A 12,912-nucleotide genomic window follows, 5' to 3' on the forward strand; every position below is an offset into this window, starting at 1 on the left:
CCCATGCTGACAGTCCCGGGGCGCATGAGGGGGAGCGTGGCATGGCGGCGTGGGACTTCTGGATCGACCGCGGCGGCACCTTCACCGACATCGTCGCCCGTGATCCGGGCGGCCGTCTGCACCGTGCCAAGCTCCTGTCCGAGAACCCCGGGCAATATCGCGACGCCGCGGTCCATGGCATCCGCCGCTTCCTCGGCCTCGGCCCCGACGCAGCCATCCCAGCGGCCCGCGTCGCAAGCGTGCGCATGGGCACGACCGTCGCCACCAACGCGCTGCTCGAGCGCCGCGGCGAGCCCGTCGTGCTCGTCACCACCCAGGGGCTCGGCGACCAGCTCCGCCTCGCCTACCAGAACCGTCCGCGCCTGTTCGACCGGCACATCGTCCTGCCCGAGATGCTGCACAGCCGCACCATCGAGGCCCGCGAGCGCGTCCGCGCCGACGGCACCGTCGAGACCCCGCTCGACGAGGCCCACCTCGCCGCGGAACTCGCCGCCGCGCGCGCGGCCGGGTTCACCGCCTGCGCCATCGTCTTCGTGCACGGCTATCGCCACACCGCCCACGAGGCCCGCGCCGCCGCCCTTGCCCGCGCCGCCGGCTTCGGCCAGGTCTCTGCCAGCCACGCCGTCAGCCCGCTGATGAAGATGGTCAGCCGGGGCGACACCACCGTCGTCGACGCCTACCTCACGCCGATCCTGCGCCGCTACATCGACCGCGTCGCCGCCGCCTTCGACGGCGACATGACCGGCAAGCTGATGTTCATGCAGTCGTCCGGCGGCCTCACCGCCGCCGACCGCTTCCAGGGCAAGGACGCCATCCTCTCCGGCCCGGCCGGCGGCGTCGTCGGTGCCGTCCGCACCAGCGCCATCGCCGGCGAGGACCGGATCATCGGCTTCGACATGGGCGGCACCTCCACCGACGTCTGCCACTACGCGGGCGAACTGGAGCGCGTGCTGAAGACCGAGGTCGCGGGCGTCCGCGTCACCGCGCCGATGATGATGATCCACACCGTCGCCGCGGGCGGCGGCTCGATCCTCGGCTTCGACGGCAGCCGGATGCGTGTCGGCCCGGAAAGCGCCGGCGCCGACCCCGGGCCCGCCTGCTACGGCCGCGGCGGCCCGCTCGCCGTCACCGACGCCAATGTCCTGACCGGCCGCCTGCGCCCGGAGTTCTTCCCGGCGATCTTCGGCCCCGCCGCCGACCAGCCGCTCGACACGTCCGCGACACGGGCGAAGTTCGAGGCCCTCGCTGCCGAGATCGGCCGCGCGCCGGAGGCCGTTGCCGAAGGCTTCCTCCGCATCGCCGTCGAGAACATGGCGAACGCCATCAAGAAGATCTCCGTGCAGCGCGGCCACGACGTCTCGGGCTACTGCCTCACCGTCTTCGGCGGGGCGGGCGCGCAGCACGCCTGCGCGATCGCCGACACCCTCGGCATCGAGACCTGCCTCATTCACCCGATGGCCTCGCTCCTCTCTGCCTACGGCATGGGCCTCGCCGACATCCGCGCCGTCCGCGCGCAGGCGGTCGAGGCCGCGCTCGACGCCGACGGCCGCCTCGCCGCGGCGGCGGTCCTCGACCAGCTCGGCTCCGACGCCGAGATGGAGGTGGCGGGCCAGGGCGTTCCCGCCGCCGCCATCCGCCTGCGCCAGATCCTGCACCTGAAGGTCAAGGGCACCGACACCGCCCTGCCCGTCGCCTTCGGCCCGCTTGCCGACCTGCGCACCCGCTTCGCACAGGCCCACCGCGCCCGCTTCGGCTTCGACCCCGGCGATACCGCCCTCGTCATCGAGACCGCCGAGGCCGAGGCGATCGGCGCGGCGAACAGCCTCGACGAGCCGGCGCTCGCCACCACCCACCGCGCCGAATCCGCCACCGAGACGGCGCTGACCGCGCCTGTCTGGCTGGCCGGCGACTGGACCCCGGCCCGCTTCGTCCGTCGCGCGTCCCTCCGCCCCGGCGACACGCTGACCGGACCCGCCGTCTTGGTCGAGCCGCACACGTCGATCCTGATCGAACCCGGCTGGCAGGCCGCGATCACCGCCCACGACCACGTTCGCCTCACCCGCATCACCGCGCGCCCCACCGCCCACGCGGTCGGCACCGAGGCCGACCCGGTGATGCTCGAGGTGTTCAACAACCTCTACATGTCGATCGCCGAGCAGATGGGCGCGGTCCTCGAAAACACCGCCGCCTCCGTCACGATCAAGGAACGACTCGACTTTTCCTGCGCCGTCTTCGACGCGACGGGTGATCTCATCGCCAACGCGCCGCACATGCCGGTCCACCTCGGCTCGATGGGCGCCTCGGTGAAGGCGGTCATTGCCCAGAACCCCGGCATGGCGCCGGGCGACGTCTTCATGCTCAACGCCCCGTACAACGGCGGCACCCACCTGCCCGACATCACCGTCGTCCGTCCGGTCTGGAGCGACGACGGCGCGCGCGTGCTGTTCTTCACCGCCGCCCGCGGCCACCACACCGACGTCGGCGGCCTCACGCCCGGCTCGATGCCGCCCGACAGCCGCACCATCGAGGACGAGGGCGTCTATATCGACAACTTCACCCTCGTCTCCCGCGGCCGCTTTCGCGAGGCCGAGACGCGGCACCTGCTCACCGCCGCCCGCTATCCGGTGCGCGCCCCCGACACCAACCTCGCCGACCTGCGCGCCCAGCTCGCCGCCTGCGAAAAGGGCGCGCAGGAGCTCGGGCGCATGGTCGGGAGCTTCGGCCTCGCCACCGTCGAGGCGTACATGGCCCACGTCCAGGCCAACGCCGAGGAGTGCGTCCGCCGCGCCATCGCGGCGCTGTCGGACGCCGAGATGACCTATCCGATGGACCCCGACTTCGACGGTACGCCCCGCGAGATCCGCGTGAAGATCACCGTCGACCGGGCCGCCCGCGCGGCCACCATCGACTTCACCGGCAGCACGCCCGAACTCGCCACCAACTACAACGCCCCCGAGCCGGTGACGCGGGCCGCCGTGCTCTACGTCTTCCGCTGCCTCGTCGACGACGACATCCCGATGAACGAAGGGGTGATGAAGCCGCTCCGCGTCATCCTGCCGCCCGGCACGATGCTCTCGCCGCGCTACCCCGCCGCGGTGATCGCCGGCAACGTCGAGACGAGCCAGGCCGTCACCTCCGCCCTGTTCCTCGCCCTCGGCGTCCAGGCGGCGGCGCAGTCCACCATGAACAACACCACATGGGGCGACGACCGCCTGCAGTACTACGAGACCGTCTGCGGCGGCACCGGCGCCGGGCGCCTCTCGGACGGCTCCGGCCACCCGGGCACCTCCGGCGTCCATTCGCACATGACGAACTCGCGCCTGACCGACCCGGAGGTACTGGAATGGCGCTACCCGGTGGTGCTCGACACCTTCGCGCTGCGCCCCGGATCCGGCGGGTTGGGACGGTTTCCGGGCGGCGACGGCGTGCTCCGGCGCATCCGCTTCCTTGCGCCGATGACCGTCGCGATCCTCGCCGGGCACCGCGTCGTGCCGCCGCCCGGGCTCGGGGCCGGCGGCCCCGGCGCGCCGGGCCGCACGGCCATCGAACGCGCCGACGGCCGCGTCGATGCGCTGCGCTCGGCGGATCGCACCGAGGTCGCCCCCGGCGATGTCTTCCGGCTCGAAACGCCGGGCGGCGGCGGCTACACCTGACGGCGCGCACGGGCGGACGATTGTCCCCGCCGCCGACACACTCTCTTTCCGCATCGGGCCGTTTCCTTTCATGCTGCGCGCGCTTACTTGTGCTGCATCAGCGAACCCGCTTGCGAAAGATTTCCGCCATGAACCAGATCGCCCGCATCACCGCCCGCAGCCCCGAACATCCCGTCGACGCGCTCTTTACCGACCGCTGGTCGCCGCGTTCGTTCGACGGCACGCCGCTCTCCGAGGCGCAGATCCTCACCATCCTCGAGGCCGCCAGCTGGGCGCCCTCCGCCTACAACGCCCAGCCGTGGCGCTTCATCTATGCGCTGAAGGGCACGCCGGAGTTCGACCGCCTGCTCGGCCTGCTGGTCGAGTTCAACCAGTCGTGGGCCAAAGAGGCCGGCGCGCTGGTCTTCATCGTGTCGCGCACCCACCTTGACGCCAAGGACGGCGCCGAGGCGCAGCCGATCTACAGCCATTCCTTCGACGCCGGCGCCGCCTGGGCGCAGCTCGCGCTGCAGGCGCACCTGCTCGGCCTGCACGCCCACGGCATGACCGGCCTCGACTTCGCCCGCAGCCCCGCCGCGCTCGGCCTGCCCGAGGGCTACCGCGTCGAGGCCGCCGTGGCGATCGGCACCCGCGCCGATGCCGGCCGCCTGCCCGAGCCGTTGCGCGCCCGCGAGACCCCGAGCCCGCGCAAGCCGCTGGCCGAGATCGCGTTCCGCGGCAGCTTCTCCGCCTGAGGCCCGCCACGGGTCGCCCGCGCCCGGTCCCGGGCGACCCTGACGACACGCGGCAGGCCCTTCGTCTCGTCGAAGCATATGCCAGCGCCCGCCTTGCGGCGCCCACCCGCGGGTGCCAAGGTCGACCGCATGACCGAGCCCTCCGCCGCGCGCCCGACCGTCACCATCACCTACTGCACGCAGTGCAACTGGCTGCTCCGCGCCGCATGGATGGCGCAGGAGCTGTTGCAGACCTTCCCGGAGGCAGCTCGGCGCCGTCAGCCTGCGGCCCGGCACCGGCGGCATCTTCCAGATCCACGTCGACGACACGCCGATCTGGGACCGCCGCACCAATGGCGGCTTCCCGGACGTGCGCGCGCTCAAGGGCCGGGTGCGCGACCGCATCGCACCCGACCGCGCGCTCGGCCACCTGGACCGCCCGAAGGCCGACTGATGCCCGTCCCCGACAGCTGGGCCGCCGCGCTCGCGCCCGTTGCCGCGCGCATCGCCGAGGTCGAGGGCCGCGTCACCGCCGCCCGCGCCGCCGGGCGGCCGATCGCGCCGGGCGACGCCGACGTCTGGCGCGCCCTCGCCCTCACCCCGCCCGAGGCGGTGCGCGTGGTGATCCTCGGGCAAGACCCGTACCCGACCCCCGGCCACGCCGACGGGCTTGCCTTCTCTGTCCGCGACGGCATCGCGCCGCCCCGGTCGCTGCGCAACATCTTCCGCGAGCTGACCGACGACCTCGGCCTCGCCGAACCCGCTTCCGGCAGCCTCGCCCCGTGGGCACGGCAGGGGGTGCTGCTGCTCAACACCGCCCTCACCGTCGAGGAGGGCGCCGCCAACGCCCATGCCCGTCTCGGCTGGGGGCCCGTCACCGACGCGATCATCGACGCCGCCAGCGCCGGCGCCCCGTCCGTCTTCGTGCTCTGGGGCCGCCAGGCGCAGGCCAAGGCGCCACGCATCGCGCCGCGCCACACCGTCCTCGCCTCGGCCCACCCCTCGCCGCTCTCGGCCCGCACCGGGTTCTTCGGCTCGCGCCCGTTCTCGCGCGCCAACGCCGCCCTCGCCGCCGCCGGCCGGGGGGAGATCGACTGGCGGCTGCGAGCGTCCGCCGAAGCGGAGAATCCCTGACATCCCTCTGAACACACCCGGGATCGTCTTTCCCGGCTTCGGGCAACCATGCCCCGGCCGCTCCAGGCCGGGCGCCGCCTCGTCCCGAGGTTTCCCGCTTTGTCTCCCTCGGGGAACATGCTACCCCGGCCGGCACCCGAAGGCGCCCTGAGCGAGACCCGATGACACAGCCAAACACCACGAGCCCCCCTTCGCCATGGTGGCGGCTCTGGCGCGACTGGCTTCGGCCGCACTGGGCGCTGCTGACGATCTCGCTGGCGATGACCGGCATCGTAGCGCTGGCCTCCGCCGGCTACTCCAAGCTCATCCAGCTGGTGATGACCGCGTTCCAGTCCGATACCTCGGGCGTGGTCTGGTGGGGCCCGGCCGGCGTCATCGCGCTTTCCGCCGCCAACGGCATCGGCCAGTACTTTCGCGAGACCACCAGCACGCACGTCACCACCCGCATGGAGACCGAGCTGCGCAAGACGATGTTCGAGCGCCTCGTCGGCACCGACCTCGCCAAGCTCCAGACCGAGGCGCCGGCCGGCCTCGCCGCGCGCTTCTCCTCCGATATCACGCTGATCGGCACGGCCGTGCGGTCGCTGCTCGGCGGCATCACCGGCACGCTCACCATCATCGCGACCTTCGTGGTGCTGCTGACGATCGACTGGCAGCTCACCATCGCGATCTGCCTGATCTTCGGCATCGCCCTCATCCCGGTGAACCGCATCGGCCGCCGCCTGCGCCGGCTCGCCGGGCACACGCAGGAGGAGGTCGCCACCATGACCTCCGAAGTCACCGAGGGGCTTGCCGGCATCCGCATGGCCCGCACCTACCGCCTCGAGGAGCCGCTGACCGCCCACGCCGACGACCTCTTCGAGCGGCTGTTCGGCCTGCGCATCAAGCAGAACCAGTGGCAGGCCCGCATCGGCCCGATCATGGAGATCCTGATCGGCCTCGCCGTCGCCGTGCTGCTCTACGCCGTCGCGATCCGCATCCGCTCCGGCACCATCACCATCGCCGACTTCACCGCTCTGCTGACCGGCCTCGGCGTCATCGCGAGCCCCGCCCGCCGGCTCGGCGGCAACTTCGCCACCGTCCAGCAGGGCGCCGCCGCGCTCGACCGAGTGTTCCTGCTGTTCGATGCGGAGAACACCATTCTCGACGGCCCCGACACGCTCACCCACGCGGTCGGGCAGCTCCGCTTCGAGAACGTGAGCTTCGCCTATCCGAACGGCCACACGGCGCTGGAAGACGTCAGCTTCAGCGTCGAGCCCGGACAGCGCGTGGCCTTCGTCGGCCGCTCCGGCGCCGGCAAATCCACGGTCTTCAACCTGATCCCGCGGCTCTACGACGCCACCGGCGGCCGCATCCTGCTCGACGGGCACGACGTGCGCGATCTTACCCTCGCCTCGCTGCGCGAACAGATCGCGGTCGTCAGCCAGGAGTCGGTGCTGCTGACCGCCACCGTCGCCGAGAACATCGGCTTCGGCCGCCGCACCGCCGCGCGCGACGAGATCGAAGCCGCCGCGCGCGACGCCGCCGCCGACGGCTTCATCCGGGCGCTGCCCCTCGGCTACGACACGCCGGTGGCGCCCTCGGCCGGCCAGTTCTCCGGCGGCGAGCGCCAGCGGTTGTCGATCGCGCGCGCCATGCTGCGCGATGCGCCGGTGCTGCTGCTCGACGAGCCGACCTCGGCGCTCGACGCGGAGAGCGAGGCGCTGATCCGCGGCGCCCTCGACCGCCTCGCCCGCGGCCGCACCACGCTCGTCATCGCCCACCGCCTCGCGACCGTGCTCGACAGCGACGTCATCATCGTCATGGATCGCGGCCGGATCGTCGAGCAGGGCACCCATGCCGAGCTGCTGGCGCGGGACGGGCTCTACGCCGACCTCTACCAGCTCCAGTTCGCCGGGGCGTGACGCGGGGACCGGCCGCTCCCCTTTCCTGCGGCGGGAGGGGGGAGGACGGCCGGCCTGCCCTCAGTAGCTGATCGTCGCCACCGCGCGCAGCTCGTCGGCCGTGGTGCTGCCGAACCCGAAGAACTCGAGGTACGCCGGGATCTGCTCGAACAGCATGTCCGTCCCGACCTGATAGGCACACCCGCGGGCCCGCGCCGCGGCGAGAAACGGCGTGATCTCCGTCTTCATCACCACCTCGCCGACGAACGTCTCCGGCGCGATCCGCTCCACGTCCATCGGCAGCGGGTCGCCCTCCTTCATCCCGAGCGGCGTCGCGTTCACCACCACGTCGTAGCCGGCCGGATCCCTGGCCCCCGCCGCGACGTCGAGCGTCGGATACGCGGCGCGGAGCCGTCCGGCCAGACCGTCCATCATCGGCGCATACGCGTCGAAGACCCCGAGCCTCGCCACGCCGGCCTTTGCGAGCGATGCGGCGATCGCCGAGCCGACGCCGCCCGAGCCCACCACCAGCGCCTTCGCGCCCCGAAGCTCGCGCCCCTTGCGCAGAACGCCGCGCACGAAGCCCTCGCCGTCGAACATGTCTCCGACCAGCCGGCCGGACGCATCCCGCTTCACCGCGTTGCACGCACCGGCGACGGTCGCCGTCGTCGACGCCTCGTCGAGCAGCTCCATCGTCGTCACCTTGTGCGGCATGGTGACGAGCGCGCCGACGACGTTCGAGAGCCGGAACACGAGCGGCAGGAACGCCCGGTAGTCTTCGGACTTCACCCCCATCGGCACGACGACGGCATCGACGCCGCGCTTCTCGAACCAGGGGTTGTAGATCATCGGCGCCTTGAACGACTCGGTCGGGTAGCCGAGATGCGCGACGACCTTGGTCTTGCCGCTGATCATGCGGATCATCCTTCGGGTGTGTCGTGACGGAAGGGACGGCACGCGCCGCCCCCTCCCCTTTCGGATCAGGCCGCCATCGTCTTGGCCCGCAGCCGCTCGTACTCCTCGACCGGCATCGGCTTGGCGTTCGGCTTGCCGAGGTCCTTCATCGGGATCCGGTAGGTTTCCCGGGCCGACCAGGCCGCGATCGCGGCGATGCAGGTGATGCCGAACGCGAGGCTGCCGATCACCACCGGCACGTTCTGCGAGCCCGGAGGGGCAACGGTGGCGAAGAGGGCCGGCAGCAGCGCGGTGATCGTGGTGCCGATGTTCTGGCTGATCGCCATCGCCGAGACGCGGTTCCGGGTCGGGAACAGCTCCGGGTAGAAGCTCGGGAAGGTGGCGTTGTAGCCCTGGTAGACGATGCCCCACATCAGGATCGAGAACGTGATGGCAAGCGGCACCGAGTGGATCGAGATCGCCCACAGGTAGGCGAAGGACAGCAGTCCGGCGCCGAGCGAACCGAAGATGATCGGCGGACGCCGCCCGATCTTGTCGGACAGGTTGCCGACGAACGGGATCACGAAGCAGGCGACGATGTTGCCGAGCACCGGGATCCACAGGTAGACGTCCTTGTGGAAGCCGATGCCATAGGCCGCCTGCACCGCATAGGCCGCGCCGAACACCGTCGTCACCACCGGGATGGTGTTCATCAGCGCCATGCAGACCACGCGGATCATGTCGCGCCAGCTGGTGCGGAACGCCTCGGCGATCGGCGAGCGCGGCACGGCGTCGCCTTCGGCTTCCTCCTCGAAGGCCGGCGTCTCCTCGACCTCGCGGCGGATGATCCAGCCGGCGACGATGACGAAGAACGACAGCAGGAACGGGATCCGCCAGCCCCAGGAGGCGAACGCCGTGTCGGGCATGTAGTGCGCCAGCGGCAGGAAGATCGCCGCCGCGAGGATCTGGCCCGCCTGCACGCCCTGCAGCGTGAACGAGGCGAAGAAGCCGCGGCGCCCGAACGGCGCGTGCTCGACGATCATCGACGAGGCGCCGGAGATCTCGCCCGCCACCGCGAAGCCCTGGATCAGGCGCAGCACGACGAGCAGGAACGGCGCCCAGAGGCCGACCGAGGCATAGGTCGGCAGCAGACCGACCGCCATCGTCGAGAAGCCCATGAGGAACATGCAGAGGATCAGCACCTGCTTGCGCCCGTGGGTGTCGCCCCAGTGGCCGAGCACGAAGGCGCCGATCGGCCGCGCGACATAGCCGACACCGTAGGTGGCGAGCGACGCGATGATCGCGACCTTCGGATTTTCCGACGGGAAGAACATCTGCGGAAAGATCAGCGACGCGGCGGTCGCGTAAATGAAGAAATCATAGTATTCCAGCGCAGAACCGATCCAGCCGCTCGCCGCGGCCTTCTTCGGCTGATGCACTCCCTGCGGTTCGTGATCCGCGATCGCGGTCATGGACTCTCTCCCTAAGAGTTGCATTTGAATTTTTGCAACCGGCTCCGGACACCCCCGGAGGCAGTCGATCGGGCGGCGCTCGCGGACGCCGCACGCGGTTCTTCGGGCGACGCGCGATCGGTGCGCCGCGGGGTCGTGAAATGGACAAAGAGGCTGCATGGCAGCGACCTTCCTCCCCTCACGGGCGCCTTGCTCGGCGCCTCCTTGATATGGACGCAGCATCGCGCTCAAGGAGGCTAACGTCAAATACCCAAACGTCGCCCATCGTAACTTGAAGTTAATCCAAACTTGCCGCCGCCGCGCAATCCGGCGGCCACGCGGATTTCTTCGCGCAGCCGCGCGATGGCGTGCTCGGCAAAGCTCGAGAGCACCCGCCCGGCCTTGTGGATGGCGTAGATCGTCATCGGCACCTGCTCGACCAGCGGCACCCGGACGATACCGCTCAGGCTTTCGCTCGCCACGGAAAATTCGTCGATCATGGCCGCACCGACGCCGTTCTGGACCAGCCCGACGGTGGTCTGGGCAAACCGCACCCGGATCGACAGGCGCCGCGGCAGGCCGGCGATCTCGAACGGACGGGCCGTCAGCTCGCCGTAGGGATCGGTCGGGTCGACGCCGATCAGCGGCACCCCGGACAGATCCCGCACCGACAGCCGCTCGGAGGCGGCGAGCGGATGGCCCTCCGGCACGATGGCGATCACCTCGCCGACGCCGAGCGGGGTGAACTCCAGCGACGGATGCTCGAAGCGATAGGAAAACGCGACGAACTCGCCCCGCTCCAGCAGGAGATAGTCGACGATCTCCTCGTAGCGCACGAGATTGAGGTCGATGTAGAGTTCCGGATGCCGGCGCCGGATCGCCGACACGGCCCGCGGCACCACGAACTGCGCAATCGACGGCGCTGCCGCGAACGCAAGCTCCAGCTCCGTCCCCGCCTTCAGCCGGCCGATGGCATACGACAATCCGGCCATCTTCTCGTAGATCTGATGGATCTGCTCGAACACCGGGGCTGCCTCCGGCGCCGGCTGGAACAACCCGGCCTTGCGCTCGAACAGCCGCACGCCAAGGCTCTCTTCCGTGTGCCGCACCAGACGGCTGATCCCCGGGGCGGACACGTTCAGCAGGTCGGCCGCACCCGAGATGGTGCCCGCCATCATGACGGCCCGGATCACTTCAACCTGGCGTAGCGTCAGATCCCGCATGATCCACCGACACTAGCGCCGGTCCCGCCATGTTGCCAAGCGAGACCCGGCGCCTTGATGCCGGATCCCGCAGAAATCTCAGGCCGTTTGTCCCGGCCAGCCCAGCCGCGTCAGTCGGAATGATCGAGGGTCGCCCGGCCCACCCCATCGGGATCGTCTGCCGCCTCGTCCCGCTCGATCGCGTCTTCGATCCCGGTCTCGGCCGATCGCCCACCTTCGGACTCCGGGGATGCTGCATCCGGGGCGGTGGCCGCCGCCTCGTCCACCGTTTCCCCGGCCTCCCCCGCCGTCTCGCGTTCCGCCTGAAGCCAGTGTTCGAGGTCGCGACCCTCGGGCCGCCCCTCGTCTTCCCAGATCGAATAGGCGCGCCCCTGCACGCTTTCCCTCGGTCCCGCCATACATCTCTCCTCGGCTTGCGCGGCCTCGAGCCGCTCGCGGGAGGAAAACCGGACCAGCGCATGATTGTTCCGCCACGCCCGGGGCGGCACCGGCGTGCCGGGGCTGGTCCGGCGCGGCGATTCCGGCCACGGTGGAACCGACCAGACAGCTGCCGAGGCCCGAAATGCCGGATCGCGATCCGCACGCCGAATCGGTCGACATCCCAGCCACGGCGCGGCGGCTGGCGGTCCTGCTCGCCGCCATCGCGCGCGAGCCCGCGCCCGGGCGCCTGCTCGATCTCGCGCAGGAGTTGCAGGCCCTCCTCCGCGCGCAAGACCCGGACTCCGACTGAGCCGTCAGCGCAACCGCTCGAGAAACTGCGCCTTTGCCGCGAAGATCCGTGGCTCCGCCAGATCCGCCTCGATCCGCGCCCGCGCCCGCCGCCGCCGCCGCTCGACGCCCGGCCCGCCGGCCAGGGTTTCGAGGATCGCCTCGGGCAGCCGCGCCGGCTCGCGAAAGTCGACCAGTGCCGCCTCGCCCTGGTCGGCGAACTCCCGCACCGGGGCCGTATCCGACGCCACCAGCGGCGCTCCGACCGCCATCGCCTCGAGCAGCGACCAGGACAGCACGAACGGGACGGTCAGGTAGACATGCGCGTCGGAGCGTTGCAGCAGGGCGCGGTATCCGGCGAACGGCAACGTCCCGACGAAATGCACCCGCGCCGGGTCGAGGCCATGCACCGCCAGCGCCCGCGCCTTCCAGTCGATCCGCCGGATCGCGTCGCCGCCATAAGCGACCCGGTTCTCCCCGGCGATGACGGCGACCACGGCCGGATCGGCGGCCAGCACCGCCGGCAGCGCGGCCATGAACTGCGGAAAGCCGCGGTGCGGCTCCATCCCGCGCGTCGCATAGGTGACGACCCGCGCCTCCGGCGCCACCAGCCCCCCGAGCGTGCCACGGCGCGCCGCGGGATCGGGGCGGAACCGCTCCGTGTCGATGCCGTCGTGCAGCACGGTCAGCCGCGCGACCAAAGCCTCGGGGAACTGCGCCGCCTGGAACACGGTCGGCACGAGCCCCGCGTCGGCGGCGGACAATTCGAGCGCGATCGGCGCGTTGCGCGCCCGCTCGTGGATCGCCGCCTCCGGTCCGGCCGGGCCGGCGGCGGGCTCGATCGGCGCGAGGAACTCGACGTCCGCGCCGGGAAAGCGATACCACCACTCGCAGTACGGCACGACGCGCGCCCGCGGAAACACGTCCTTGGCGAACATCCCCGCCCCGGGGCCGGCATGGGACATCACGAAGTCCGGCCGCAGCCCCGCCCCGCGCGCCGCCAGCGCCGTGCGGGCAAAGGCCTGGGCGTTCAGCGCCGCCCGATCCATCGGCTGCGCATAGGGATGCGTCTCGGGCGACGGCCGCCGGTGCGGCGCATACTGCAGCACGCGGATGCCCTCCGCCTCCGCGCCCGCCCGCGCGGTCGCAAAGGCCACATCCCAGCCGCGCGCTGCCAGCCAGCCGGCGAACCCGCCGAACTGGCCGGGAAAATCGTCGTGGACAAACAGGATCGAGGGCGGCCGGGCCATCGC

At 71.4% G+C, this 12,912-nt stretch carries 10 protein-coding genes and 1 pseudogene; 6 read left to right on the plus strand and 5 right to left on the minus strand.

The window, feature by feature from the left end; translation table 11 throughout:
* The first annotated feature begins 41 nt into the window (after positions 1 to 41).
* The 5 genes and pseudogenes from QM699_RS11385 (at position 42) to QM699_RS11405 (ending at position 7,404) form a co-directional block, all read left to right on the plus strand.
* Complete coding sequence (locus QM699_RS11385; RefSeq protein WP_415011232.1) at positions 42 to 3,653, plus strand: hydantoinase B/oxoprolinase family protein; 3,612 nt, start codon at positions 42 to 44, stop codon at positions 3,651 to 3,653.
* A gap of 128 nt (positions 3,654 to 3,781) precedes the next feature.
* Positions 3,782 to 4,387, plus strand: a complete 606-nt coding sequence (locus QM699_RS11390; protein WP_415011233.1) for a nitroreductase family protein — start codon at positions 3,782 to 3,784, stop codon at positions 4,385 to 4,387.
* 129 nt (positions 4,388 to 4,516) lie between these two features.
* A pseudogene (locus QM699_RS11395) lies at positions 4,517 to 4,820 on the plus strand (SelT/SelW/SelH family protein).
* Positions 4,820 to 5,500, plus strand: coding sequence for a uracil-DNA glycosylase (locus QM699_RS11400; protein WP_415011234.1), 681 nt, complete (start codon positions 4,820 to 4,822; stop codon positions 5,498 to 5,500). The pseudogene QM699_RS11395 and the gene QM699_RS11400 overlap by 1 nt, the downstream one beginning before the upstream one ends.
* 161 nt (positions 5,501 to 5,661) lie before the next feature.
* Positions 5,662 to 7,404, plus strand: a complete 1,743-nt coding sequence (locus QM699_RS11405) for an ABC transporter ATP-binding protein (RefSeq protein ID WP_415011235.1) — start codon at positions 5,662 to 5,664, stop codon at positions 7,402 to 7,404.
* 60 nt (positions 7,405 to 7,464) lie between these two features.
* Here QM699_RS11405 and QM699_RS11410 read toward each other — a convergent pair whose 3' ends face one another.
* The 4 genes from QM699_RS11410 to QM699_RS11425 all read right to left on the minus strand — a co-directional run bounded on the left by QM699_RS11410 (position 7,465) and on the right by QM699_RS11425 (position 11,349).
* Positions 7,465 to 8,298 carry a shikimate dehydrogenase family protein gene (locus QM699_RS11410; protein WP_415011236.1) on the minus strand — a complete coding sequence of 278 codons (834 nt, stop codon included), beginning with the start codon at positions 8,296 to 8,298 and terminating at the stop codon, positions 7,465 to 7,467.
* Positions 8,299 to 8,363: 65 nt separating this feature from the next.
* Positions 8,364 to 9,749, minus strand: coding sequence for an MFS transporter (locus tag QM699_RS11415; protein ID WP_415011237.1), 1,386 nt, complete (start codon positions 9,747 to 9,749; stop codon positions 8,364 to 8,366).
* 242 nt (positions 9,750 to 9,991) lie between these two features.
* A complete protein-coding gene (locus QM699_RS11420; RefSeq protein ID WP_415011238.1) occupies positions 9,992 to 10,951 on the minus strand; it encodes a LysR family transcriptional regulator in 960 nt (319 codons plus the stop codon).
* Positions 10,952 to 11,061: 110 nt separating this feature from the next.
* Complete coding sequence (locus tag QM699_RS11425; protein WP_415011239.1) at positions 11,062 to 11,349, minus strand: DUF2934 domain-containing protein; 288 nt, start codon at positions 11,347 to 11,349, stop codon at positions 11,062 to 11,064.
* A gap of 164 nt (positions 11,350 to 11,513) precedes the next feature.
* On the opposite strand from QM699_RS11425, the gene QM699_RS11430 reads away from it, so the two are divergent.
* On the plus strand, positions 11,514 to 11,681 hold the full coding sequence (locus tag QM699_RS11430) for a hypothetical protein (RefSeq protein ID WP_415011240.1): 168 nt from the start codon (positions 11,514 to 11,516) through the stop codon (positions 11,679 to 11,681).
* 4 nt (positions 11,682 to 11,685) lie between these two features.
* On the opposite strand, the gene QM699_RS11435 is transcribed toward QM699_RS11430, so the two are convergent.
* Positions 11,686 to 12,909 (minus strand): glycosyltransferase, encoded by a 1,224-nt coding sequence (locus QM699_RS11435; protein WP_415011241.1) that lies wholly within the window; start codon positions 12,907 to 12,909, stop codon positions 11,686 to 11,688.
* Between the last annotated feature and the right edge of the window lie 3 nt (positions 12,910 to 12,912).

Source organism: Amaricoccus sp. (genome assembly GCF_047602525.1).
Taxonomy (GTDB): Bacteria; Pseudomonadota; Alphaproteobacteria; order Rhodobacterales; family Rhodobacteraceae; genus Amaricoccus.